This is a genomic window from Amycolatopsis sp. NPDC005961 (assembly GCF_040629235.1).
GTDB classification, from domain to species: domain Bacteria; phylum Actinomycetota; class Actinomycetes; order Mycobacteriales; family Pseudonocardiaceae; genus Amycolatopsis; species Amycolatopsis camponoti.
This window is the reverse complement of the sequence record NZ_JBEXVF010000034.1, coordinates 1-22,671: the sequence shown is the minus strand read 5'-3', so window position 1 is coordinate 22,671 and position 22,671 is coordinate 1. Positions and strand designations below refer to the sequence as shown.

Below are 22,671 nucleotides of genomic sequence, written 5' to 3'. Positions count from 1 at the left end.
CGGTCAGGGGTTGATGTCCCAGTCGCGCTCTTCGCGTTGCCGCTGCTGGTTCTTCTCGTGCTGGGCCGCCAGCTTCTCCAGCGCCTGGGCGTCGCCGTGGGTGCTGAAGTGCTCGAAGCCGACGACGATGAACAGCGCCCGCGCGCTCACCGCGATCGGGCCGTCCTCGGCGTCGAGGCGGCCGTCCGCGCTGACGTAGATCTTGCGGCCCGCGATGCCGTCCAGCCGGGCCTCGATGAACAGTGTCGAGCCGACCGGGACCGGGCGGCGGAAGTCCGTCTCGAGCTTGCCCGTCACCGCCGGACGGCGCATCAGGTTGCCGACCGTCGAACCGAGGGCCTCGTCGAACGCGCAGGCCAGCAGGCCGCCGTGGGCGAGCCCGGGGGCGCCCTGGTGCGCCGCCGTCACGGTGAACCGCGAGTGGATCACCTGGCCCTCGCCGACCGTCGAGCGCAGGTGCAGCCCGGCGTCGGCCTCGTCGCCGCAGCCGAAGCACTCGCTGAAGTGCACACCGAGCTCGGTGCCCGGCTCCGGGGCCTTCGGGTGCGGGACGGCCGGCTCCACCGGCACCGGCGGCCAGGGTTGAGAAACACGACTCATGCGCTGACGTTAACTCGCCGGTAGCCGCCCGTCGCGCGCGACCCACGGCGTAAGCGGGCAACCTTTACCTCTCGGTAGCCGGAAAGTTCCCCACCGTAGAAGATTCACGGCTCAGACTGCCGACCCCCGCTGACCGGGCAAGACTGGATGGATGAGCTCGAACGGCCCAGTGGGCACTGCACGGAGGAGGTCGTCGCCGGCATGAGCGAAGAAGCAGCTACGACGGGCAAACCGACACCGGACGAGAGAACCGTAAAGCGAGCGGTGTGGGCGTCCGCGATGGGCAACGCCACCGAGTGGTACGACTACGGCGTCTTCACCTCGGGCGCGATCGCGGTGAGCATCGGCTCGGAGTTCTTCCCCGGTGAGGGGAACGCCGTGCTGAAGTCGCTGGCGCTGCTCGCCGTCGGGTTCATCGTGCGGCCGTTCGGCGGGGCGTTCTTCGGCCCGCTCGGCGACAAGATCGGCCGCAAGAGGGTCCTCGCGGTCACGATCCTGCTGATGTCCGGGTGCACGTTCCTGGTCGGCGTCCTGCCGACGTACTCCGGCAGCTACAGCATGGGCATCGCGGCGCCGATCGCGATCCTGCTGCTCCGGATCATCCAGGGCTTCTCGACCGGTGGTGAATACGGCGGAGCGGCGACGTTCATCGCCGAGTACTCACCGACCAAGCGCCGTGGCTTCTTCGGCAGTTTCCTGGAGCTCGGGACGCTGGGCGGCTACGTGCTAGGCAACCTCGTGGTGCTGTCGGTGACGCTCTCGCTGTCGGCCGACCAGGTCGACGCCTGGGGCTGGCGGATCCCGTTCTTCGTCGCGCTGCCGCTCGGCCTGATCGGGCTCTACCTGCGGAACAAGCTCGAAGACACCCCCGAGTTCCGCCGGCTGGAAGCCGCGGGCGAGAAGCCGCACAAGGCGCCGCTCAAGGAGATCTTCGTCCGCAACTGGCGGATGATCCTCAACCTGATCGGCATCGTGCTGCTGCTGAACGTCGCGGACTACCTGCTGCTGACGACGATGCCGACGTACTTCACGGACACGCTGAAGATCAACGACAACACGTCGACCCTGATCATCATCGCCGTCGAAGTCATCCAGATGGCGATCATCATCCCGCTCGGCGCGCTGTCCGACCGGATCGGCCGGAAACCGCTGCTGCTCACCGCGGCCATCGGGTTCCTGGTGCTGAGCTGGCCGTCGCTGAAGCTGATGCAGTCCGGGAGCATCTTCTGGCTCTTCGTCGGCTTCCTGATCGTGGCGCTGCTGCTGGTGCTCATGCTCGCGGTGATCGGCTCGACGTTCCCGGCGATGTTCCCGACGCGGGTGCGCTACGGCTCGTTCGCGATCGGCTACAACATCTCGACGTCGCTGTTCGGTGGTACCTGCGGTGTCATCGTGACGGCGTTGATCAAGAGCACCGGCAACGAGGACTGGCCGGCGTACTACCTGATGGCCGCGGCCCTGATCGCGATCATCCCCATCATCAAGATCCCGGAGACGTCGCAGGTCCCGATGGACCAGATCGAAACCGCCGACAGCGGCGGCAAACTGACCTCCGCGGCCGCTCAGCGCTGAGCGGTCACCGGAAACAGGAGTGCCCCGTCCGGATCACCGGGCGGGGCACTCGTGTGTTCGACCAGGGTCAGTTGGCGTCGCTCCGAGGAGTGAAGCGCTTGCGAGACCAAGCGGCGAGCGCGCCCGCGACCACAACAGCGATTCCGGTTTCGACGACCAATGCGGCGAGCACCATGTGCTTCCTCCTCGGGTTCTCGGGCCGGCGGCGGAGCGCCCGGCTGAGCAGTTGTCCGGCGTCCGAACGGAACACCATCGGGCATATCGCCACGACCGGCTCGGGTATTTCGTCAAGAACCCACCTCGCGACGGTGATCTGCACCACGTCGCTGACCTGCGGAAACGTCTAGCGGGTCGTCGCCTGCGGAACGTCCGGAACCGTACTGGTCGGATTCGCCGACGGCGGTGCCGTCGGCCGCTCGGTCCGCCGGGCCGTCGAGGGGGTCGGTACCTGTGTCCTCGACGCGCGCGACGGGACCCGGCCCGGCTGGGCGGCCGGCGGCGCGATCGAGGTCGCCGGGACCTCGGCGGGCGGCGGTGAGCTGGGAGCGGTGGTGCCGATCGTGGACAGGCCCGGGTCGGCGGGCTGCACGGGGTCGGGCGGCCCGACGCGGTGACCGGTGAGGAAACCCGCCACCGCGAGGATCACCGCCGTCGCCGCCGAGGTGCCGGCGACCGCCCAGCGCTTGCGTCGGCGCCGGACCCGGCCGCCGCGCTCGATCACGTCGGTGGCTTCGAGGCGCATCGGCGGCTGCGCGCCACCGGCCGCGCCGGTCAGGAACGCGCGGACGTCGTCTTCGGGGTCCATGTTCGTCACCTCCCCTCCGTGGTCGCGCTGAAGGTCAGCGCGTAGTGCGGGCCGAGCCGGTTGCGCAGCGTCGCCAGGCCCCGGGAGGCCTGGCTCTTCACCGTGCCGGCGCTGCAGCCGAGCGCCTGCGCCGTCTCCTCGACGCTCAGGTCCTCGAAGTACCGCAGCACCAGCACGGCGCGCTGCTTGGGGGCCAGTACGGCCAGGGCCTGCCGGACCAGCATGTCCTGGTCGCTCCCGGTGGCCTCCGCCGGGAGCTCCGGCGGGGTGTCGGTGAGCCGCTCCCGTTTCCACCTGCTGCGCCGGTGCTCGGCGAGGAACGTGCGCAGCACGACCTTGCGGGCGTAGGCGTCCAAGGCGTCGTGGCGCGACAGCCTCGGCCAGGCGAGGTAGAGCTTGAGCAGCGCGGCCTGCGTGAGGTCCTCGGCCTGGTGCCAGTCACCGCAGAGCAGGAAGGCCGTGGACCGCAGGCTGTGCGCGCGCTCGCCGAAGTACCGGGCGAACTCGCCGTCCCACGGCGAGCCCGGCCCGGTCGACGGACGGGAGCGGGAGATCACCGAGCTACCGGGTCACCCCGATGGCGGGCAGGTGCAGGTCACCGGTCGGGCCGGCGGGCACGGCACGCGGGACGCGCACCGCGGACGGGGCCCTCGTCGCCTCGCGCGGCGGCGCGGGCACGGCGGACGGCGCCTGGGCCGGCTTGCGGCTGGTGGTCGGCATCGCGGACGGCGGCGCGGTGGGCCGGGTCGTCGCGGTCGGTGCCGCCGGCTGCGCCTCCGAAGCCAGCGCGATGCCACCGGTCAGGGCACCACCGGCGAGCACGAGAGCGCCGAGGGAAAGGGCGATACGGATACGCAAGACAGCTCCTCTTCTCGCGGGCGCGGCCGGGATCGGCGCGCCTCTGCCCTTAGTCATGCGGTCGGTGCTCGACGGGGTTGCATCGAGTTGCGGGAAAACGCGAACGGCCGGGAAGTCCGCGTGGACTTCCCGGCCGCCCGGTGTTCTCGAAGAGACTCAGCCGGCCAGGGCCGACAGCTTCTGCCAGCTCGCCCAGTCGTACGTCCAGTCGCTGTAGTCGCCGTCCTTGGCCGTCAGCGTCTGGGTGCTTCCGGTGATCTCGACCGGGTCACCCGTGAGCACGCCGTCGTAGTACTCCTTGGCGCGCGCCGGCGACAGGTTCAGGCAGCCGTGCGAGACGTTCTTCTTGCCCTGCGCCCAGACCGACGCCGCCAGGCCGTGGATGAACTCGCCGTTGTTGGAGATCCGGACCGCCCACGGCACCACGACGTTCTCGTAGTGGTACTTCGGGTTGCTCATCGCGTACGTGGCCTGCTTGCCCATCACGACGTGCGTGCCGCTGTGGGTGACGCGGCCCGGGTCGGAGTCGAGGCCGTAGCTGACCGGGTAGTCGGCGATCTGCTGGCCGTCGCGGATCACCTGCATCGTGTGCTGCGTGGTGTTGCCCTTGACGATCTGCGAGCGGCCGATGGTGAAGCTGGCCGACACGTCCTGCTTGCCGTACGTGCCTTCGCCGATCTTGACGCCGTAGATCTTGGCGTTGACCTTCACCGTGGTGCCCGGCTTGTAGTACTCCTTCGGCCGCCAGTGCACCGACGTGTCGCCGTTCGTCCAGCCCCACGAGCCCTCGGTCTTCGGCGTGGTCTCGACCGACAGCGCCTTCTCGACCGAAGCCTTGTCGGTGACGCGGCTCGGGAAGGACAGCGCGATCGGCATCGCGATGCCGTACGTCTGCCCGTCGCCGACGTTCAGGCTGGCCGACGTCTGGCGCTTCGGCTTCACCGTGGTGAACGCGCCGCCGATCGGCACGTTCTTGCCGTCGGCGCCCTGCGCCTGGCCGGACCAGGTGTAGGTCTTGCCGTAGCCGAGCTGCTCGGTGGTGTTCCAGCTCTTCTTGTCCGCCGACGTCTGCCCCTGGACCTGCTTGCCGTCCGGGTTGGTCAGCGTGACCGAGACGATCGTGCCGCTGTCGACCTTGACCTCGACCGGTTCGCCGGGCGGCACGTCCTGCGCGCCGCCTGCAGGCGTCACCGTCAGCTTCGCCGGCTGCGCGGTGGGCGCCGGCGCGGAAGTCGGGCCCCCGCCCGAAGTCCCGCTCGCCGACACCGTCGGTTCACTGCTGCACGCCCCCAGCGTGAGTACCGCGACCAAGCCCAGTGCCACAGCCGCGCCCCGGCGCCGCGTGGAAGTCCTCACCGTCAACCCATTCCCCTTTGCCCCTTTGGTGCTACCCCTCATCGAGACGTCTCGTGGACCGGCGACGTTGAGCAAGATCGGCGTGACGAAGGTCACAACCGCTTGCCGACGCTGCTTCACAGAGGGGGCACGAGTGACTCCGAGCCGTATCCGGTGATCACGGTGTCGCTGTGCTGCGCAAGACTAACCGGTGGGTCCGACAGAACGCGGTGGGAGCCCTACGACGTTCCGGTGACCTTGGCCCGGACCGGCGTTTTTCGCCTCGATCACGGGGTTCAACTTTGGCCAGATCCCGGTAGTCTGCTTGCAGGCCGTCGTTTTGCGTGTTCGTGGCTTCACACTCGCGGAACTTCTGACGCGAGCCATGGAGCCGACACGCTCTTGACTCGTCTCGTTGGAACCGCCCGGGACGGCCGGGGTGCCGCTTCGGTGGCATTCGAAGCGGATCTGTGTAACGAGGAGAACAGCGGTGGCGCAAGGCACTGTGAAGTGGTTCAACGCGGAGAAGGGCTTCGGCTTCATCGCGCAGGACGGCGGCGAAGGCGACGTGTTCGTTCACTACTCGGAGATCGAGGGCCGCGGTTTCCGCACCCTCGAGGAGAACCAGCGAGTGGAGTTCGAGGTCGGCCAGGGACAGAAGGGCCCGCAGGCCCAGAAGGTCCGCGCGATCTGAGACCGAGGCTTGTTCCGGTCAGCTCACCGCATCCCGTACACAGACCGCTGGTTTCGTGCACTAGTCCTGCGACGGGCGACGGCTGAACAAGCCTCGCAGGCCCTTTAGCGTTGTCTTGAGGCCTGAGTGAAGGGCCCCCGGCGATCCGCCGGGGGCCCTTTCTCATGAAGAGGAGAGGATTTCAGCGTCGTCCGACGGCCGGCGCGTCGAAGGCGTCGGCGGGGAAGCGGAACTCGTCGGTGAGGTCGGTCAGCTCGCCGAAGTCGCCGAGGTCCCCGGCCTGCTGGCGCTGGTCCTGCAGCGACGAGGCCTGGCCTTCCCAGTTGAGCCGCTCGAGGATCCACTCCTGAGCGAGCGCCTGGGGCGAGATCTCGCGGTCGGCGGCGATGTCCTTGAGCTGCTGGTTGGCGATGAGGCTCATCCGCAGCTGGATGACCTGGGCCTCACCGAAGCGCTTACCGGTCCCGGTGCTCTCGTTGTCGGCATCGGGGGCCAGGGCGGCAAGGTAGGAGGTGAGCTCCTTGTCCTCGACAACACCATCGTCCGCAGGCTTCGCGGCACCACGATGGCGTCCGGAGGACGCGGCTTTGAGGTTCGTCCGGCTGCTCAAGCGGCCAAGTGAAGGAAGAGGCACGCCAGCCACGATAACGGTTAGGTCTCACCCCGCAAACCACTGTGAGCCACAACACGCCAAGCGGTCGCCCCCATCAGCCCAACGGCAACCCAAACAGCCCAACCCCCCAAACGCCCAAAGCAACACCCCCCTAACCCACCGAGTCGATCACCACCCAGCCGCCACAAATTTCGCCAGGGCGCCCAGCGCCCGAGGCGAAAACTCGCACCGGCTGGAAGACGAGCCAGAGGCACCGTGGGGGGTCCGGGGGGCTCGGCCCCCCGGGCAATACGCCGAAAGAAGATGGGTGAAGCGAAGGGCGAAGCCCGAGCACCCAGAAAATGGAGGACCCCCGCGCCAGGGGGAGGAACGCGGGGGTCGGAGGGGATCTCCACAGGCGCTGACCGGGGGTGTGTCAGCACTTCGATTGTTGCACGAGTTGTCGCGCTGGGCGAGTGGAGAGCGGGAAATTTCCGCGTGCGGTGTCACTTCCGGCCCAGGTGACCGTCGTTCGGGTGGTCCCTTCTCTCTCCGTGCCGATTGCGCTGCGTTGAGCGGAGCGTGGCCTCAGGTTCACTCTCCGGGGGGCTGTGTGCGGCGCCCGGCGCTGGTTAGCCTCGCGGCCAAGCTGTTGTGAGCCGTATGGAGGGGCTATGAGCGGGTCTGTTGAAGTGCGGCAGTTCCTCCTTCGGTACGAAGGTGCCGATGGGGGGAGTGCTCCGTTCGCCGGTGGGTTGCCCGCGCAGCGGAGCGGGGCCGGCGATGCGCAGCGGGTGTCGGATGATCAGGTCCGGCGGGCTCGGCTGGCGGTGGCGAATGGTGCGCTGGGGGTCGAGGACTGTGTGCAGCTGCTGGAGATGCTGGGCCTGAACCTGGACGAGGACGGGCAGGCGCCGGTTCAGCGCTGAGGTCGTGGAGGCCGGGGGCCTGGCGGGAGCGCTGGGCCTGTCCGGTGATGTTCGTGCTGGTTGACGTCGTTTCCGGTGAGTGATTCGCGAGGTTGTCGGACTTTCTTGACGCGGGTTTCGTAACAGTGTTACGTTTGCCGGGACGAAAGGGTGCCGATGACGACGATCGAGAGTGTGGCGAACCGGATCCGGCCGGTGGTGCAGGTGCTGGGCGGCCGGTTCATGACGTCGCCGGAGCTGGCGGCGGTCGAAGCCGAAGTGGGGTTGCCGCCGCGTTCGCTGTACGTCCGGGGGCGCTCGGCGGTGCTGGGCGACGTCCCGCCGAAGGTGGCCGCGGAGCTGTTCGGGATCTTCCCGCACTGGCTGTTCGACTTCGTCCTGCCGCCGGCGACGGCGGCCTTGGCCGCACCCGCGGCCGTCCGTGCCTACGCGGAGTCATCGGCTCGCTGGTCGCGCGTCAACCTTTCGGCCGTATCGGAGCCCGGCCGGCTGGCGGAGCTGCTGTTCCGCGTCATCGACGCCGCGGACGCGAGCGGGCTGGCGCTGTTCGCCGGCTGGAAGAACGCGGAGCGTCCCACCGAGGAGGTCGAACGGCTCGGGTTCGCGCTGATGGTCTTCCGCGAGCTGCGCGGCGGCCTGCACTTCGCGGCGCTGCGGGCGCTGGGGCTGTCGGTGCCGGAGGCGGTGATCGCGGACCCGGAGGGCGGCCGCGAGCGGCTGCTGCGCACGGCGTGGCCGGCGGAGGCGGCGGATGAGTTGGTGGCGGCGGCTTCGCGGAAGCCGGATCTGCACGCCCGGTGGCACGACGCGGAGTCCTTGACGGACTCCCGGATCGACGAAGTTCTGGAGTCGGCGCTGACGTCGGCGGAGCGGACGGAGCTGGAAAGCCGGCTGGCCGAGCTGTTTGCGCAGGTCGTGGCATCGCCGGAGGCTTAAGGGAACCCCCGTGCAAAGCGGTGGCGGCGTGCCCTATGCTTGTAATCGCTCCCGGGGGGACCTGAGAGCGCGGTCGGTCGGTCACCCGAAACCGACCGGGCTCCCATCGTCCAGCGGCCTAGGACTCCGCCCTTTCAAGGCGGCAACGCGGGTTCGAATCCCGTTGGGAGTACGCAGTACAGTAAGACAGTAGTACGCAAGGCCCTGTGGCGCAGTTGGTTAGCGCGTCGCCCTGTCACGGCGAAGGTCGCGGGTTCGAGTCCCGTCAGGGTCGCAAGATCGTTCGGCTCCTTGCCGGCGTTCCCGGCCAGGTAGCTCAGTTGGTACGAGCGTCCGCCTGAAAAGCGGAAGGTCGCCGGTTCGACCCCGGCCCTGGCCACCGTTCTGATCAGCCAAAACAGCCCCCGCCCCACTCGGACGGGGGCTGTTTCGTGCGTCAGGTGCCCAAAGAAGTGCCCAATGGGTGCCTCACGCGGCCTTCCAGAAGTAGTCGTTGAGCTGCCCGGCGACGTCCTGGCGAAGCGCCTCCGTCACGTGCTGGTAGCGCTTCTTCATGCTCTCCGTGGACCAGCCCATCATCTGCATGACGACGCGAGGGTCCACACCGAGCAGCAGCAGCACGGTAGCGGCGGTGTGGCGTGCGTCATGCAGTCGGGCGGGCCGCACCTCCGCTTCGGCGAGCAGCTCGCACCAGGTGCCGTAGTCGGCCCTCGGGTCGATCGGCTTGCCGTTGGGCTGGGTGAACATCCACCCGCCTTCGTGCCACTCACTGCCGGCGTGCTCCCGGGCGTGCTGCTGCTGCTCTTCGTGACGCTCGATCAGGCCGAACAGCTCATCAGGAAGCGTCCACGTTCGGCGGCCGGCCCGCGACTTCACGTCGACCTCCACGAGCCCGCCGCCGTGCCGTTGGGGACACATTCGCGCGTGTTCCACGCAATCGGGCGGGCACGGTGGTGGGCATGGGCGCGTGTGCTTCGCGCAGGGGTCCTTACACGGTTTGGTCTTGTGGTATTTCGCTCCGCACGCATTGAGGTCGTCGCATCCGTGCTTCCACTTCTGCCGCTGAATCGCCTTCCGGACGCGCAGCGTCTTTCGCTTCTTATCCAGAGCGGTCCACTTGAACCCGAGCGATTCCCCCTGTCGCCCACCAAGGGCCAAAGCGATGACGTATCGGACACCGTTCGGCCTTTTCAGCGCTGCCGTGATGACGTTCTGGACGTCTTCCAGCTCCAAGGGCTCGATTTCTTCCTCGTCCACTCGGGGAGCACGTGCAAGGCGGACGACGTTGCGGAACACGATGCCGCGCCGTTCCGCTTCGGCGAAAGCGGTCCTTGCTGTCCGGTGGACCTGATGCACGGTGGCCGGCTTGAGTCCGGCGTCCAGCATCTTCGTGTACAGCTTCTCGAAGTGGTCGGGTTCGATCTGGCGCATCCAGTGCGCGCCAACGCCGGGCACGAGGTGCTTGTACACGGCCGTTTTGTAGCCCACGACTGTCTTGTATCGCGCCGTGAGCGGCGCGATGTTCTCAACCCAGTGAGTGAGCCAAGCGTTTACCTTCCACTTCTTGCCCTTCTTCCGGACGGTGCCGTTGTCGCGCTCGTTGAGCAAGGCTCGGTACTCTTCTCGCGCTTCGGTTTCGTCGCGGCGCTTCACGTGGCGGCGATCCGGCTCGCCGTTGTCGAGAACTCCGACAGTGACTTTGGCGTGCCAGTATCCGTCGTATTCGCTGTAGTAGAAGCTCCCTTCGCCATTCGGGTTTCGCGTACCTTCAGGGCGCTTGCTACGTGCCAATGGAATGACCTCCTAGGCGGCTTGGTGCGGGGTGTCGCCTGCGATCAGGCGGGCGGCAAATTCGTTGATGGCGGATACGGAAATGCGGCGGAGTCGGCCGATGCGGACGGATTCCAGTTCGCCGGAGCGGACCAGGCTGTAGGCCGTCGTCCGGCCAATGCCAAGCCGTTCTCCGGCCTCTTCGACGGTCAGGAGAACCCGCGGCGGCAGCGGCCGGGGCGCCGGTCGAGCCTTGTCGGCGTGCTCCGTGGCGAGGCGTTCGGCGAGTTGGGCGAGGCCGGCGGCGAGTTGAGCGATGTCGTTGGTCGTAGCCATTGGGTGGTGAGCCCTTCTGCTGACGGTGCGTAGGTGGTCGGGGTGGCGTGCTGGCAGGTGGCGGGACGGCGGACTTGCCGCGGGTGTGCCGGTGTTGTGTGGCGGGGCGGGAAGAAACCCGCAAACCCGCAAACCCGCAAAGTGGCCGTTGACCTGCGGATCTGCTGGCGGGTTAGTCTGCGGGTTTGCGGGTTTGAGCCCGCGTATCGGCGGGTTTGCGGGTTTGCGGGTCCGGTGCCCGCGACAAACCCGCAAACGATCATGACCTTATTTTCGCTGGTCAGAGAGCTAGAACAAGATCTTTTGCGGGTTTGCGGGTTTGCGGGTTTCTTCTCCCCTGTTGTGACTACGAACCGTCCTTCTCAACCCAGTAGGTCAGGACGTTCTTGTGGCTTTCGAGCACGCTGCGTAGCACGACGTCGCCGTGCCAGCGGTCCACATGCCCTGCCAGCAAACGACCGAGCGACTTGGTGGTGAGCGGACGGCCGGCGCCGTTGGTCGGGAACGTCCCGTCCCACACGTCGGTGCCGACCATGCTGTCCTGCCCGCTGACGGTCAGCTCCTTGGCCGTCAGCGCCCGGTCGCCGTTGATGTCGCGCCAAGTGAGCAGGAACGAGCGCCATTCGGCGTTGTCGTCGTCCAGGTCCCGGTTGGCCGCGGCGTTGGCGAGGAACCCGCCGATGCCGTGGTGTTCGAGGAACCCGCCCAGCTGACGGGCCCACGCGGTGAACTGCCGCATCTGCGGGACCGCGGTGGCCGTCGGTGCCCCGTGCATGGTCCAGTCGAGAATCAGGATCAGCACGTGCCGCAACACCGTCGCCCGGTTGACCGGGTCCAGAATCCAGGAGTCCAGGTTCGGGATCGTGAACCCGGTCCGGGCTTCCGGGCGGGGACAGTTCGGGTCCAGCCGCACCCACACCGTGCGCGAGGCCATGTCCGCGCCGGTGTGCAGGTTGTTGCCGGTGGCCAGCCACAGCCGGTCGTTCGGGTAGGTGGCCGCGGCGTTGGTGCCCAGCCGGCGATCCGACCACGTCCGCTCGGTCATCAGCCGCGCGAGCGTCGCCGACTTGACCACCGATCCCTCGGTCAGGTTGTCGAACACCACCACGCCGGCGGCTTCGGCGAGGACGGTGGTGATGAGCTTGCGCAGCTCGTCTTCCGAGTCGTTCCAGGTCAGCACTTTCTGCCCGACCAGCAGCCCCACGCACCCAGTCAGGATCGTCTTGCCGGAGCCGGGCATGGACGCCTCGATCATCCCGAACGGCGACAACGCGCGGGTGTAGGGCCGGATCAGCGGGGTCACCAACAGGGCCATGTAGTTCGCCCGGTCAGCGTCGCTTCGCCACGGGAAGTCCCGCAGGAAGCGGTCCAGCAGAAACTCCCGCGCCGCCGTCACTTCCTCCGGGCTGGGGTGGTCCGGGATCGGGGCGAGGTCGTCGTTGGCCGCGAGGTAGAACCCGGTCGCCGGGTCGTAGCCCGGCTTTTGCAACAAGGTGCCGTCCGGGCGGATCACCGGCGTGGAGATGATCCGCCGCAACACCGGCAGCCCCGGCCAGTGCTGCCGCGCCAGCACCGCCCCGAGCACGTCCCGCCCGGGCGTCACCTCTTCGTCGCCTCCCTTGTTCTTGGACTGGATGATCTGGGTGTGCTCAGCCAGCAGCCCGGCCAGCAGCGGTGGCTTGAGCACCGACGCGGTGATCGGCAACGCCACGTCGTCGTCTCCTGTGGCCGGGCCCGCCGCTCCGGAGATCTCCTCCACCACGACGGGGGCACCGTCGGAGACGTAGGTGTCGGGCACGATGCGGTCGTTGAGCGCGGCGGTCAGAACCCGGATCGCCTCGGGGTCCTCGCCGATGCGCAGCAGTGGGCGGCCCCCGTCGCCGATCGGCCACAGGGGACGTGCTCGGTTCGGTGTGCTTTCCGGAGTCGTGGCCATGGGCGTGTCCTCCTGGTGCAGGTGGTGCACCGCCGCGTGACGCGGCGGTAGTCAGTCGGTCAGGCAGCGGTGGGGGCGCCGTCTTCGTCCCACGGCGCGCCTTGCTCGGGTGCGCGGTGGGCTAGCTCGCTTTCGGACGATGAGCACGAAAAGGGCCGGGCACGCGGGATGGTGATGTCGTCAGGAACCGAGCAGGTCCGGTCAGGACCGTTGCTCGCGTTCGGTGAGTGCGTCGATGGCTCGGTCGACGGCGCGGTTGACGTCGAACTTGCCCGCGTCGCCGTCGCTTTCGTGTCGTACCCCGTTGAGCTCGCGCAGCTCCCGGGCGAGGCTGCGCACGTGGATCGGCCCGTCGTCAGCGTCGTCATCGAAGTTCTCCCGCAGGATCTCCTGCAGCTTCGTGGTTTCCTGAGGGTCGCGTCGCAGCAACGGGATCGAGTGCAGCTCGTCCATCAGCTTCTTGAGCGGCTCGGGTGCCCCGGCGGGGACCTCGGGCGGCGCGCTGGCGGGGGCGTCGATGCGCGTGATCGCGAAGTCCAGGTTCTGGCGAGCTTCGCTGCCCACGGGCAGGCGGTCACGGATCTCCTTGTACGCCTCGACACCTTCCGCGGCGGTGCGGCGGCCGGTGACGACGTCGGTGGCGACACGTCCGAGGACGTTGGCGACCGGTTCGCCATCGACGTCCATGCGGGCGTCGGTGCCCATGTTCTTGATCGCCGTCCCGATCTGGCCGTCATCATGGAAATTGATGCCGTCGGCCTTGCTGATGGTGCCCCAGTCGTTCGGCAGCACCGGAGCCTGCGACGTCTCGCCCGACACCAGCCGGGACGGTGCGGCGGCCGTCCCGGCCCGGTTCTGCTCGGAGGCGAGCGGCTCGCCGGACTCGCCGCCTGAGTCGGCCGGGCCGCTGATCCTCATCAGGTGCCGTGGTTCGCCACCGATGTCCACGGCGTCGTCCCGCTCCTGGTCGGTCAGGATTCTCCGGTTGAGCGCCGGGTTGATGTCCACGTCGGGAGATTCGATCATCTTGTCGAGCACGCGGTCGACGGTGGCCCGGTCGACGTCCGGGGGGAGCTGGGCACGCAGGTCAGCGATGGTGACCCATTTGATGTCGGGGTCGCCCTTGGCAGCGAGTACCGCGTGGAATGCCTCCCGCACGGTGGCTTCGACCTCCGCATCGCTGGGGGCGTCCGCGGCCGGACCTCCCATGCCGTCCATGCCCCGACCACCGCCGCCGCCCAGATCACCACCGCGGCCCTTGCCCAGCGAGGATCCTCGCCCGCCCATCACCGGTCACCGCCGTCCCACCGCGACGGGAAGCACCGCACCGGCGTCCCGGCCTGGACCTGCTCGGTTGGCGGCTTGCCGTGCACCAGCACCACCGCCGGGTTCAGCCGGTCCAGCATTTCGCGGTAGCCGGCCGCGAAGAGCTCGCGGGCCACCGGGTCGCGCCACACCCCGACCGTGGACACCGCGACCACCGAGCCGGTCGGGATGCCGGCGAAGGCGAAGGGGTAGGAGTCGTGCGTGGACCAGCTGATCGTGGGGACGACGGTGACGCCGTGGTGGCCCAGCCAGGCGCCGCACCAGCGCGAGCGGTAGACCTGCCACTGCTGCATCACCAGCGGCATGTCCCGGTACAGGCTGAAGTCCGGGGTGAGCGCCGCGCCGACGGTGCGGCAACGGGACAAGCCACGCTCGGGTTTGGACCAGACGACCTCGAACCGATAGTCGTCGAGGAAGAAATGCACCGCCGCGCCCGGGCCGGCGGTGGCCGTGGCGTGCCGGTCGGTGTAGGCCACCAACCGAGCAGGTACGAACTCCGCTCGCGGTAACAGCGGGATGCCCCAGTCGTTGTCGGTGGGCCACAGGGCGCGGCAGTTGAGCTTGTCGAAGTTGCCGGGCACGCTCGCCCACCGGTGGCTGCTGCGGGTTCCACCCAACCCGAGTTGCGGCCCGGGTCTGGCGGTGGCGGGCGTGTCGTCGGTGGTGAGGGACATCGGGTTTCCTCCCCGGGGTCAGGACGCGGCCAGCGCGGCGTGGCCGGCGGCGTCGAAGGTGGGTTCGCCGATCAGGTAGTCGTGCAAGTAGGAGCTGGGATCGAGGCCCGCGTGGTAGAGGCAGGCTTCGCAGGTGCGGTGCGCCCGCGGGAGTTCCGCCCATCCGGTTTCGCCGCACTCGCGGCAGGTGCGGCGGGCGGCCATCGCCCGCTCGAGTGCGGCGGCGCGGGCCGGGGTCATCGGCCGGACCGGTTTCGCGTCGGCGATCAGGTACAGGTTGGCGTGCACGATCTTGGCGGCCTTGCGGCAGCGGAAGTACAGGAACGCTACCGGATCCTGCCCGCCCGGGCGTTTCCCGAGCGCGCGCAGCTGGCGGCGGGTGGCGAGCAGGTTCCGCGGTGCGGTGTGGTGCGAGAGCAGGGGTTTGCCGTGCCAGCGGCCCCGGGTGAACTCCGGATCCGGGGACCACGGCACCGGGGCCAGCACCCACGGATACTTCCGTGCCATGACGGCTCCTCCGTTCACGGGGCAGGACAGCGTGAGGGCCGGGCACCACGCGGTGCCCGGCCCTCACGTGTCCGATGTGGTCAGTGGTAGTTGTGGGTGCACTCCCAGCACGTCCAGAAGCCATCCGGATGCGCGCGCCAGCCCTCGTCGTCGGCCAGGTCTTCGAGATCACCGCGGCGGCCCACGGCCTCACACTCGTCTCTCCAGTCGGCCAGGAAGCTCCCATCCGAGCAGGCGATCGACGCGCAGCGCAGCGTCCACCCGGGCGATGTGACATCGCGGACGATCTCTGCATCGGGGTGCAGGTGCAGCTGACCAGCCGGGACCGTGCACGCGTAGTCCGCGAACGCGGCGGCGGCCGCCCACGTCGGGTAGGTGCCGGTGGAGATCCGGCCGCGGTAGCGGATCCGCCACCGCGGCGCCGCCGCCACCCACGACGCACGCGCGTACAGCAGCGGCCGCCCCTCCAGACAGGCATCCCCCATGAGGTGGTGCAGCGCGAAGTAGGCGGCTTCGATCCGGTCGTCGTCCTGACAGACAGCGGCGGGCCGGTCCCAGTCCACGCCTTCGCGCTGCAACCAGACGACGGCCTCGCGGGTGTGGGCGTGGCTGGCCGGCCGGGTGACCTTCACCCCGGACGCGGCGTGGGTCAGGCACCACAAGCCGGTGTAGCGCACCGGGGTCCCGCCGGTGTACGGGGTCAGCAGCAGCCCGGGCACCGCGGTGGTTTCTCCGACGGCGGGCGCGCGCCCATCGGGGTGGGCGGTCATCGTCGCCCGCAACGTGTTGTTCTCCGGTGGGATCATCGTGCGCGGGTAGGCGGCGACGCGGGCCATGTCGCGAGCGCGTCGGGTGTAGGTCTCGGCAGTGGTCGTCACAGCGGGATTTCCTTCCTCGGGTTCAGGCGGCCCGGCGCCGGCCGGATCGCGGGGTGACGCGGCGTTTGTTGTCGGCCCCGGCCCGCAGCGCGGTGTCGATGACACCGTCGTCCTTGACGGCGGAGTCGGAGGTGTTCCAGCTGGCGACGGCGGCCCGCAGTTCGGCCCGCGCGTAGTCCTCGTCCAGCAGCCGCGCGCCGACCAGCTGCCCCAGCGCGTAGGCGGCGGTGGACAGGACCTTGTTGCGGGTGCCTGGTTGCGCCGCACGCACGCGGTCGGTCTCGCCCCGCACGGCGGCGGCGGTGTAGGCGTCCGGGGCGGCTACGGGCTTCTCGTGTCGCCCGGAGATGGCCGCTGGCGCGCGTTCGACGGCGGCCTGGACCAACCACCCCGGCAACAGGACGGGCGCGGTGTCGTCCTGCAGCCGGTAGCCGCCTTCCGGGAGCAGGCTCCCGGGTGCGAGGCCGTAGCCGCCCCAGCCGCGGGTGTCGACGTTCGAGGCGAGGTGTTTCACCGTCGAGCGCAGCGAACATCCGGGCGGGGCAGCGTAGAGCAGGTGCCGGCCCCCGGTAGGGGTTTCCACCGTCCAGGTGTCGGGCAGCGGCCCGCCTCGCGCCGCGGCGAGGTCCTCGAGCTGGATCCAGCCGTCGGGGTCGTGCTCGCCCTTGTGGCCGGGCTTGGGCTGGTCGCAGTCGAGCAGGAACAGCCCCGACGGGCCGGGGAACACCGCGATGTTCCACAACGGACCTTCCGACCACTTCGCCGCGACCCGGTCGAGGTCGGCCGACGCCAGCTGTTCCGGGGTGACGTGCCCGCCGGTGCAGGCGCCGGCCTGTGCGCAGTCGGCGAGCTTGTGCCAGTGCGCGGCCTTCGTCCCGGGGCGGCAGGGGAAGACTTTCCACCCCCTGCCAGCGATGTCCAGCGCCGCCGCGCGCAATCCGGCCAGCGCCGCCGATCCGCTGTGTGTCGAACTCATGGGTCTTGCCCCTTTCGCCAGTCGGGCCGGGGATCCCAGGCCTCGACGTCGTGCAGATGCACTCCGAACGCCCGCGCCAGCGCGTCGGCGAGCCGGTCGACCTCGGTCACCGGACGCCGGTTCGCGCGCAGGCACGTGATCAGCGCGGGGCCGGTGGCCGATGCGTAGAACTCCCAGTCGTTCCAGGCCGCGGCGATCACCCGTCCGGCCCGGTCGGCCGGGTCGGGGTCGAACCCGGCGGTGTCGGTCAGCCATGCGGTGATCTCGCTCGGCTTGTACCGGGTCTCGCTCTTGCCCATGCCGCCTCACCACTCCGGGGGGTTCAGCAGTGGTTGAGCACGCCGGTGATGGCGGCCCGTTCGGCGCGGTCGACGGTCATCCCGTAGGCGTGTTTGACGGCGATCCAGCGGGCGACGTAGGTGCAGTGATCGAGCGGGGGCAGCCAGCGCGCCGGGTCCTGGTCGCCCTTGCCGCGGTTGGTTTTCGCCGTCACCGCGACCAGCACGGCCGGGTCGTTGGCGTAGCGCTCCCGATCCGCGCGCGACCATGCCCGCGTGCCGGAGCGGGCGGCTTCGGCCAGCGGCACCATGTGATCGATGTCCAGCGCGTCCGGGCTGGTGACGGTGACCCCGTCGTAGGGCGAGGTCCACGTCCCGGCCGTGACGGTGCAGTGTGGGCCGGTGGTGACGTCGCGGCCTTGGGTGCGCAGCGCGTTCTCGCGGGCGTCGCACTCGCCGGCCACGCGGTCCCAGTGCGGCCAGTCCTCGCGGCGGTAGTGGTTGCCGGTGTCCTCGGTGGCCACCTGCAGCGCCGCGAGATCGGCGCGCGCGGCGTCGAGGTCGATCCGGTCGGCGGTGCGGCCGTCGGCGGCGGCCGCCGCGTCTGTGTCGCCGGTGTGCTGGCATCCGGTCGCCGCGGTGGCCATGGCGGCGGTGAGGGTGAGTGCGGTCAGGGTGCGGATCATCGTCGGTGCCTCCGTGGGGCGTTGGGTGCCGGCGCGGGCCCGGGTGCCTGGGCCCGGGTGATGGCGTCGTGGAGCCCGCCGGGGCGGGCCAGGTCGGGGTTGTTGCGGTTGCGGCCCCGGGGGCTGGTGGTGTCCATGGGTGTCCTTTCCTGACAGTCGGGTTAGTGGCGGGGGCGGGTCTGGCAGCAGCGGTGGCAGACCCGCTGGCGCATCCGGTTGCGGGCGCTGCAGGAGCGGCAGCCCCACCGCGTCCGCGGCGGTGGCGCCCCGTGGTGGGCATGGGCGGGCAGACGCAGAGCGCGCGAAGTCGTCACGATCAGGGCCGTCCTTTCACAATCAGTGACCGGCGAGGGCGCCCGGCGACGGTGCCGGGCGGACGTCACGCATGCCGCTCGGCGACTACCTTGCGTAGCAATCGGGTGCGGCGTGTGCGGCGTCGCGAGGTCGGGGCGGCAGCCGGGCGGCGGATGAGCCGCCAATGAGCCGACGGATGAGTTTCGCAAAAGCAAATGAGCTGGCTCATTTTGCGGATGAGTTGCCTGTTCAGAGGCTTGATCAGCGCGAATGCGCCGGAATGAGGCGAATGAGCCGGATGAGTCGGGCCAGCCGGGGCCGCCCGCACCCCCGGATTCGGTGGGTGCGAGCGGACCCGCGCGGGCTCATTCCGCGCCGACGGCGTCCCGGGCGGAGAGGACGTCCGCGACCCGGGTCGGGTCGACCGGGTACTGACGGTCAGTAGTCGGGACTTTGTAGCCGTAGGTGGCGAGCAGGTCGGTGACCTGCTTGATCTGCCACCCGCTGTAGTGGTTCCAGCGGGCCGCCAGCGCCGCGGCGACGGCCGCCGCGCGGGGGTGGGCCTCGCCCTCGCGCGGGGTCATCTCGGTGAGCACCGCGAGCATGTCGGCGAGCGGGTCCCGCACCACTTCCACCTCCGCCGTGGCGGTGTTGCCGCCGCGGGCCTCCAGCGCCCGGGCGACGATGGCGGCCTTCTGGGGCTCGGACAGGAAGTAGCTGCGCAGCGCGCCGGGTTCGTCCATGAACCCGACGGTGACCAGCGTCCCGCAGTCGTTCAGCGCGGATTTCGTCTTGGGCCGCAGGTCCAGCGCCGAAATCCCTTCCTCGTGCGCCTTCTCGCCCAGCACGGCGTTGTTGCGGGCCTTGTTGCCGTTGACCGCCCCGCACGCCCGGTTGGTCGACATCGCCACCAGGTCCCGCGGCAGGCTCTGATCCGACGGGCTGGGGGTGAGAAACGCCAGGTGGACGGCGTATTTGCGGCTCGCCATGAACAGGTTGATCACCAGGTTCACGATCCGCTTGCGCTCTTCGGCCTTGTCCTGGCGGAACAGCCGCTGGCACTCCTCCAGCACCACGATCCGCGGCCGCAACCCCGGCTCCTTCGCCACGATCTCCCGTCCGGCCTCCAGCACGCTGGACACGTTGTGCTTCTGCAGCAGCCGGCCCCGTTCGGTCAGGTCGTCGTAGAGGGCTTGCAGGTGGTCCAGGGCGGCGTTGACGTTGTCCTCCCCCGCGCCCGGCGAGTAGGTCTTCAGGCACGGTTTCAGGGCCTCGTAGTCGTTGTTCTCGGCGAAGACGAACACGTCCACGTCCACCAGCGGGTCCAGGATCGCTCCGGTCGCCAGGGTGATCATCAGGGTGGACTTGCCCGACCCGGGCGCGCCGGCCATCACGAAGTTGCGTTCGGGCATGTCCGCGACGATCGGTTCGCCGCGCAGGTTCGCCCCGACGGGGAACCCGGTCCAGTAGTCGGTGGCACCCTCGTTGACCAGCGGATACGCATCGACCGGGTCCCGCAGGGCGCCCGGGTTGAGGCGGAACAGGTCCAGCACCGTCGGGTCGTCTTCGTCGGCGCGGATGAACAGCTCCATGGGCCGGCACCCGAGGTTGTGGGACAGCATCTCCTTGGCCTTGTCGATCGCCTTCACCGGCGCGCCCTGGGGCAGCCGGATCTTCGTTGACCAGCCCTTTCCGTCGATCATCGGCGGTTGCACCCAGGCGTTGTCGGTGTCGCGGTTGGGCCACCCGTCCTTAATGGACGTATTCAGCTTGCCGTTGTTGATGTTGGCCAGCGCGGCCACCACCGCGGACTCCGAGAGCTCCACGCGCAGGTTGCGGGTGGCCTCTTTCCGCAGGTGGACAGGCAGAACCTGGTCTCCGAGCCGGTTGCCGTCGCGCCACCAGCGCGAGAGCTTGACCAGCGCCGCGGCGGTGGGGATGGCCCACCACCAGGTCACCACGAACACGCCGGCGGCCCACGCGAACGCCAGGCCGCCGCGCCAGACGGCGAGCACGTCGGTGGCGTTGAACTCGCCCAGCCAGCGGCCCAGCCCGTTGACCAGGCCGACGACGACCGAGACGACGAACAGCACCCCGAGCGCGGCGGCGGTGCGCCAGGCGACGCCCCAGAGCAGTTCGGCCCACTTGCGCATCGTGTCGACGGTGACGTGCCGGCCCTCGTTGTACTGCCGGGTCAGGGCTTCCACTGCGGAGTGGTCACCGGACACGCGGGCTTCGGCGCGGGCGGCCTTGAGGTCGGTGTTGTCCCGGTCCGCGCGCTTGCGCTGCCGGGCGGCCTCCATGCCCTTGCCGATGATCGAGGCGTGGCGGCGGGTGAAGCGCCACCCGCGGCCGGCCGCCCGGGCGCCGGTCCGGGTGCCGGTCCCGATCCGGTGCCCGGCGGTGTGCGAGAACTCCACGGTGGCCTCCGCCAGTCGCGCTCGGGTCTCATCCGAGGGCCCGGCGAGCACCCGGCCGGTGCCGCGCACGACCCGGGTTCCCCAGGTCTGGCGGACCGTCCCGACGGTCATCTCGGTGCCGGGTTCGAGTACCTCTCCCTCGATCGTCTGCTGGCCGGTTCCGGGGTCCGGGCGGCGGAACGGGACGACGGTGCCGGACCCGTCGGGACCGCCGTCGGAATTGTTCTCCGGACCGGTCCGGGGACCAGTGTCGGCGGTGTGGTCCGGGCCGGTCGTGTGCGGGTCGGGCGTGGTGTTGTCCCCGGTCCCGGGGGGTGTCGTGGTGTCCTGCGTCATGGCTGGGGTGGTCCTTTCTTCGGTTCCGCGGCCGGGGTTCGTGCGGCGGGTCCGGTGCGGACCGGACCCGGCCCGAACACCCCGGGTGCGGGTGTTCGGGCCGGGCCGGACCAGACCGGCGAGATGCCGGGTCGGTGCGGTCAGGGCTGGGCGGGGTTGTCGAGTTCGGCGCGCAGCTTCTTCGCGGCGGGCTTGCCGCAGCGGATCGTCTTCGCGATCCGGTACGGGGTGGCCGTGGCCGGGTCCAGCTCGCCCGCGGCGACGGCGTCGTCCAGCCGCTTGCGCAGCATCGCCATGTGCGCGTCCCCAGTCGGGCGGGACCGGTCGACCCGGCCGCTGGTGCGCGGCGCCGGACGCGACGCGGACCGGTCCGGGTTGGTGCCGTCCGGGTGCCCGGGCTTGTCGGCGGTGGCGACCCCACTCCCGGTCTCGGTGTCGGGCTTCGCGTCGCCGTGGCGGTCCGGGCCGGTGGCCGGGCCGCTTGAATCGAGCAGGTTCGCGATCGCCGCGTCCAGGGCGTCCGGCGGGCCGGGGACGTCCGGGTCCGGCGTCACCGGGATCAGGCGGCCCCGCTTCACCTTGTACGTGCCGGGAGCGAAGGTGAGGCGGGCGTTGCCGTCCGCGTCGATCTGGGCGGTGGCCATCTTCAGCGCCGCGCGCGCCGCCGCGTTCGTCTTGGCCACCTGGGCAGCGGCGAGCTTGTCCGCCGCCCGCTGGGCGCGGGAGCGGGGCGGGTCGGCGATCGCCAACTGGTGGGCGATGACGCCGGCCACCGACACCACGCCCATGATCACCATCGCGTCCCAGCCGCGGGCCAGGCCGTGCACGGCGTTGGTGCCGAACGCGAGCGCCCCGAACACCCACACCCCGACCTTGAGGCCCCACACCGACCGGGTTCGGTCCTTGCGGCGGACGATCTGGACCGAGACGGCGAAGGCCCACATGCCCAGTTCGGTGATCAGCGGCAGCAGCCGGCCCACGCCGGAGGCGTAGACGTCGGCGCCGTAGCCGGCCATCGCGGACGCGGCCATCACGAACGACACCACCGCGATGCTGTAGATCAGCCCGTCCACGACGTGGCCCCGCGCGAACGCGGCGATCGTTGCCCAGCGCTGGGCGCGGTCGGCGCGGCGCAACTTGCGCTTGGCGGCGGCGGCCTCCTTCGCCTGGCGCGCGAGTTCGGCGGCCTGCTCGCGGTCGGCGCGGGCCACGTCGCTCGCCGCCTTCATCCGCGCGATGTCGTCGCCGGTGGCCGCGGCCTGATCCAGCCGGGCCTGTTCGGCCTTCGCCGCCAAGGTCGCGCGACGTTCCTCCTGCCAGCTCATGTCAACCTCTTCCGGTAAGAGGGACACCCCGCGCCACGTCCGGGCGCGGGGTATCCACAGTGGTCAGTCATCGGGGGCGGCAGTGAAGCCGCGGTGCGGGGCCGCCAACCGAGCAGGTTCGATGCGGCGTTGCTAGGAGCGGGTCACGCGGATGACGCCCGCGCGCTCGTACTTCGTGGTGAGCGCGGTCAGGCGGTCACCGAGGGCCAGGAGGCGGGCGGCGGTGCTACTGGGTCGCTTGGCCCGCGTGTCCGCTTCGGCGGCGCGGCTGATCTGGTCGTCGGTGATGGCCGCGGCGGTGCCGGCGATGTGGTTCAGCGCCGCGCGGTCGGGCCCGGACAGCAGCGCCGCCGCCCGGTTGAGCGCGGCGGCGTTGCGGGCGATCTCGTCGCGCCACTGCCGGTGGTGGTGGTTCCAGTCCCGGATCTGGGAGCGCGCCGCGTCGGCCAGCGCGTCCCGCAACCAGCCGGCCGGGTTGCTGCTGCCGGTCGTCGTCGGCGGCGCGGTGGCGGGTGCGGGCCGGGCTTGATCGTGCCCTGGAACGCCGGGCCCGCCTCGGTGACGCCGAGGTGCAGCGGGTAGGTGCACTGCTCGGCGAGCAGCTCGTA

General features: G+C 70.0%; 24 protein-coding genes, 3 tRNA genes and 1 pseudogene. 7 read left to right on the top strand and 21 right to left on the bottom strand.

Features of this window, described 5'->3' with window-relative positions; genetic code table 11:
* Positions 1-3: 3 nt before the first annotated feature.
* Entirely contained in the window at positions 4-600 is a 597-nt protein-coding gene (locus tag ABZ342_RS27345; protein WP_196425846.1) for a PaaI family thioesterase, read from the bottom strand.
* Between the two features lie 201 nt (positions 601-801).
* On the opposite strand from ABZ342_RS27345, the gene ABZ342_RS27340 reads away from it, so the two are divergent.
* Entirely contained in the window at positions 802-2,172 is a 1,371-nt protein-coding gene (locus tag ABZ342_RS27340) for an MFS transporter (RefSeq protein ID WP_360478715.1), read from the top strand.
* A gap of 67 nt (positions 2,173-2,239) precedes the next feature.
* On the opposite strand, the gene ABZ342_RS27335 is transcribed toward ABZ342_RS27340, so the two are convergent.
* From ABZ342_RS27335 to ABZ342_RS27315, 5 genes are all read right to left on the bottom strand, one after another.
* Entirely contained in the window at positions 2,240-2,494 is a 255-nt protein-coding gene (locus tag ABZ342_RS27335) for a hypothetical protein (protein ID WP_360478558.1), read from the bottom strand.
* Between the two features lie 21 nt (positions 2,495-2,515).
* On the bottom strand, positions 2,516-2,977 hold the full coding sequence (locus ABZ342_RS27330) for a hypothetical protein (RefSeq protein WP_360478555.1): 462 nt from the start codon (positions 2,975-2,977) through the stop codon (positions 2,516-2,518).
* A gap of 5 nt (positions 2,978-2,982) precedes the next feature.
* Positions 2,983-3,534: a SigE family RNA polymerase sigma factor gene (locus ABZ342_RS27325; RefSeq protein WP_155548643.1), complete on the bottom strand. Its 552-nt coding sequence runs from the start codon at positions 3,532-3,534 to the stop codon at positions 2,983-2,985.
* Between the two features lie 4 nt (positions 3,535-3,538).
* Positions 3,539-3,835, bottom strand: coding sequence for a hypothetical protein (locus ABZ342_RS27320; protein ID WP_360478551.1), 297 nt, complete (start codon positions 3,833-3,835; stop codon positions 3,539-3,541).
* Positions 3,836-3,991: 156 nt separating this feature from the next.
* Positions 3,992-5,233, bottom strand: coding sequence for an Ig-like domain-containing protein (locus tag ABZ342_RS27315; protein WP_196425848.1), 1,242 nt, complete (start codon positions 5,231-5,233; stop codon positions 3,992-3,994).
* 427 nt (positions 5,234-5,660) lie between these two features.
* Between ABZ342_RS27315 and ABZ342_RS27310 the strand changes: the two genes are divergently transcribed.
* Positions 5,661-5,864, top strand: a complete 204-nt coding sequence (locus ABZ342_RS27310) for a cold-shock protein (RefSeq protein WP_003097368.1) — start codon at positions 5,661-5,663, stop codon at positions 5,862-5,864.
* A 181-nt stretch (positions 5,865-6,045) separates the two neighbouring features.
* Here the strand turns inward: ABZ342_RS27310 and ABZ342_RS27305 are convergent, their stop codons facing one another.
* Positions 6,046-6,498, bottom strand: a complete 453-nt coding sequence (locus ABZ342_RS27305; protein ID WP_196425849.1) for a hypothetical protein — start codon at positions 6,496-6,498, stop codon at positions 6,046-6,048.
* A gap of 632 nt (positions 6,499-7,130) precedes the next feature.
* On the opposite strand from ABZ342_RS27305, the gene ABZ342_RS27300 reads away from it, so the two are divergent.
* The 5 genes from ABZ342_RS27300 to ABZ342_RS27280 all read left to right on the top strand — a co-directional run bounded on the left by ABZ342_RS27300 (position 7,131) and on the right by ABZ342_RS27280 (position 8,700).
* Positions 7,131-7,385, top strand: a complete 255-nt coding sequence (locus tag ABZ342_RS27300) for a hypothetical protein (protein WP_360478547.1) — start codon at positions 7,131-7,133, stop codon at positions 7,383-7,385.
* Positions 7,386-7,541: 156 nt separating this feature from the next.
* Positions 7,542-8,321 carry a hypothetical protein gene (locus ABZ342_RS27295; protein WP_360478544.1) on the top strand — a complete coding sequence of 260 codons (780 nt, stop codon included), beginning with the start codon at positions 7,542-7,544 and terminating at the stop codon, positions 8,319-8,321.
* A gap of 99 nt (positions 8,322-8,420) precedes the next feature.
* Positions 8,421-8,493, top strand: a tRNA-Glu gene (locus ABZ342_RS27290).
* A gap of 28 nt (positions 8,494-8,521) precedes the next feature.
* Positions 8,522-8,595: transfer RNA gene (locus tag ABZ342_RS27285), tRNA-Asp, on the top strand.
* A gap of 31 nt (positions 8,596-8,626) precedes the next feature.
* Positions 8,627-8,700, top strand: a tRNA-Phe gene (locus ABZ342_RS27280).
* Between the two features lie 89 nt (positions 8,701-8,789).
* On the opposite strand, the gene ABZ342_RS27275 is transcribed toward ABZ342_RS27280, so the two are convergent.
* From ABZ342_RS27275 to ABZ342_RS27210, 14 genes and pseudogenes are all read right to left on the bottom strand, one after another.
* Positions 8,790-10,112: a tyrosine-type recombinase/integrase gene (locus ABZ342_RS27275; RefSeq protein ID WP_360478542.1), complete on the bottom strand. Its 1,323-nt coding sequence runs from the start codon at positions 10,110-10,112 to the stop codon at positions 8,790-8,792.
* A gap of 12 nt (positions 10,113-10,124) precedes the next feature.
* Entirely contained in the window at positions 10,125-10,427 is a 303-nt protein-coding gene (locus ABZ342_RS27270; RefSeq protein WP_360478539.1) for a helix-turn-helix domain-containing protein, read from the bottom strand.
* A 346-nt stretch (positions 10,428-10,773) separates the two neighbouring features.
* Entirely contained in the window at positions 10,774-12,363 is a 1,590-nt protein-coding gene (locus ABZ342_RS27265; protein ID WP_360478536.1) for a hypothetical protein, read from the bottom strand.
* Between the two features lie 201 nt (positions 12,364-12,564).
* Entirely contained in the window at positions 12,565-13,650 is a 1,086-nt protein-coding gene (locus ABZ342_RS27260; protein ID WP_360478533.1) for a hypothetical protein, read from the bottom strand.
* Positions 13,650-14,363: a DUF4417 domain-containing protein gene (locus tag ABZ342_RS27255; protein ID WP_360478530.1), complete on the bottom strand. Its 714-nt coding sequence runs from the start codon at positions 14,361-14,363 to the stop codon at positions 13,650-13,652. The genes ABZ342_RS27260 and ABZ342_RS27255 overlap by 1 nt, the downstream gene beginning before the upstream one ends.
* Positions 14,364-14,381: 18 nt before the next feature.
* Positions 14,382-14,870 (bottom strand): RRQRL motif-containing zinc-binding protein, encoded by a 489-nt coding sequence (locus ABZ342_RS27250; RefSeq protein ID WP_360478527.1) that lies wholly within the window; start codon positions 14,868-14,870, stop codon positions 14,382-14,384.
* 80 nt (positions 14,871-14,950) lie between these two features.
* Positions 14,951-15,748: a hypothetical protein gene (locus ABZ342_RS27245; protein WP_360478524.1), complete on the bottom strand. Its 798-nt coding sequence runs from the start codon at positions 15,746-15,748 to the stop codon at positions 14,951-14,953.
* A 22-nt stretch (positions 15,749-15,770) separates the two neighbouring features.
* Positions 15,771-16,724 carry a bifunctional DNA primase/polymerase gene (locus ABZ342_RS27240; RefSeq protein WP_360478521.1) on the bottom strand — a complete coding sequence of 318 codons (954 nt, stop codon included), beginning with the start codon at positions 16,722-16,724 and terminating at the stop codon, positions 15,771-15,773.
* Positions 16,721-17,023 carry a hypothetical protein gene (locus tag ABZ342_RS27235; protein ID WP_360478518.1) on the bottom strand — a complete coding sequence of 101 codons (303 nt, stop codon included), beginning with the start codon at positions 17,021-17,023 and terminating at the stop codon, positions 16,721-16,723. Before ABZ342_RS27235 ends, ABZ342_RS27240 begins: the two co-directional genes overlap by 4 nt.
* A gap of 23 nt (positions 17,024-17,046) precedes the next feature.
* The gene (locus ABZ342_RS27230) at positions 17,047-17,688 is read right to left on the bottom strand and encodes an HNH endonuclease family protein (RefSeq protein ID WP_360478515.1); all 642 of its coding nucleotides are present in this window, start codon (positions 17,686-17,688) and stop codon (positions 17,047-17,049) included.
* Positions 17,689-18,347: 659 nt separating this feature from the next.
* Positions 18,348-20,738 (bottom strand): FtsK/SpoIIIE domain-containing protein, encoded by a 2,391-nt coding sequence (locus tag ABZ342_RS27225; RefSeq protein WP_360478512.1) that lies wholly within the window; start codon positions 20,736-20,738, stop codon positions 18,348-18,350.
* 140 nt (positions 20,739-20,878) lie between these two features.
* Entirely contained in the window at positions 20,879-22,063 is a 1,185-nt protein-coding gene (locus ABZ342_RS27220) for a hypothetical protein (RefSeq protein ID WP_360478509.1), read from the bottom strand.
* A 132-nt stretch (positions 22,064-22,195) separates the two neighbouring features.
* The gene (locus tag ABZ342_RS27215; RefSeq protein WP_360478506.1) at positions 22,196-22,525 is read right to left on the bottom strand and encodes a hypothetical protein; all 330 of its coding nucleotides are present in this window, start codon (positions 22,523-22,525) and stop codon (positions 22,196-22,198) included.
* A gap of 62 nt (positions 22,526-22,587) precedes the next feature.
* Positions 22,588-22,671: pseudogene (locus tag ABZ342_RS27210) on the bottom strand (flavodoxin-dependent (E)-4-hydroxy-3-methylbut-2-enyl-diphosphate synthase); the annotation flags it as partial.

What these genes read in the sequence shown, in the direction of transcription:
- ABZ342_RS27270 (WP_360478539.1), bottom strand. Translation starts at nt 10,427, where the DNA reads ATGGCTACGACCAACGACATCGCTCAACTCGCCGCCGGCCTCGCCCAA.
- ABZ342_RS27230 (WP_360478515.1), bottom strand. Translation starts at nt 17,688, where the DNA reads ATGATCCGCACCCTGACCGCACTCACCCTCACCGCCGCCATGGCCACC.
- ABZ342_RS27225 (WP_360478512.1), bottom strand. Translation starts at nt 20,738, where the DNA reads ATGACGCAGGACACCACGACACCCCCCGGGACCGGGGACAACACCACG.
- ABZ342_RS27330 (WP_360478555.1), bottom strand. Translation starts at nt 2,977, where the DNA reads ATGGACCCCGAAGACGACGTCCGCGCGTTCCTGACCGGCGCGGCCGGT.
- ABZ342_RS27340 (WP_360478715.1), top strand. Translation starts at nt 802, where the DNA reads ATGAGCGAAGAAGCAGCTACGACGGGCAAACCGACACCGGACGAGAGA.
- ABZ342_RS27235 (WP_360478518.1), bottom strand. Translation starts at nt 17,023, where the DNA reads ATGGGCAAGAGCGAGACCCGGTACAAGCCGAGCGAGATCACCGCATGG.
- ABZ342_RS27260 (WP_360478533.1), bottom strand. Translation starts at nt 13,650, where the DNA reads ATGGGCGGGCGAGGATCCTCGCTGGGCAAGGGCCGCGGTGGTGATCTG.
- ABZ342_RS27250 (WP_360478527.1), bottom strand. Translation starts at nt 14,870, where the DNA reads ATGGCACGGAAGTATCCGTGGGTGCTGGCCCCGGTGCCGTGGTCCCCG.
- ABZ342_RS27265 (WP_360478536.1), bottom strand. Translation starts at nt 12,363, where the DNA reads ATGGCCACGACTCCGGAAAGCACACCGAACCGAGCACGTCCCCTGTGG.
- ABZ342_RS27315 (WP_196425848.1), bottom strand. Translation starts at nt 5,233, where the DNA reads ATGAGGGGTAGCACCAAAGGGGCAAAGGGGAATGGGTTGACGGTGAGG.
- ABZ342_RS27295 (WP_360478544.1), top strand. Translation starts at nt 7,542, where the DNA reads ATGACGACGATCGAGAGTGTGGCGAACCGGATCCGGCCGGTGGTGCAG.
- ABZ342_RS27220 (WP_360478509.1), bottom strand. Translation starts at nt 22,063, where the DNA reads ATGAGCTGGCAGGAGGAACGTCGCGCGACCTTGGCGGCGAAGGCCGAA.
- ABZ342_RS27255 (WP_360478530.1), bottom strand. Translation starts at nt 14,363, where the DNA reads ATGTCCCTCACCACCGACGACACGCCCGCCACCGCCAGACCCGGGCCG.
- ABZ342_RS27240 (WP_360478521.1), bottom strand. Translation starts at nt 16,724, where the DNA reads ATGAGTTCGACACACAGCGGATCGGCGGCGCTGGCCGGATTGCGCGCG.
- ABZ342_RS27345 (WP_196425846.1), bottom strand. Translation starts at nt 600, where the DNA reads ATGAGTCGTGTTTCTCAACCCTGGCCGCCGGTGCCGGTGGAGCCGGCC.
- ABZ342_RS27300 (WP_360478547.1), top strand. Translation starts at nt 7,131, where the DNA reads ATGAGCGGGTCTGTTGAAGTGCGGCAGTTCCTCCTTCGGTACGAAGGT.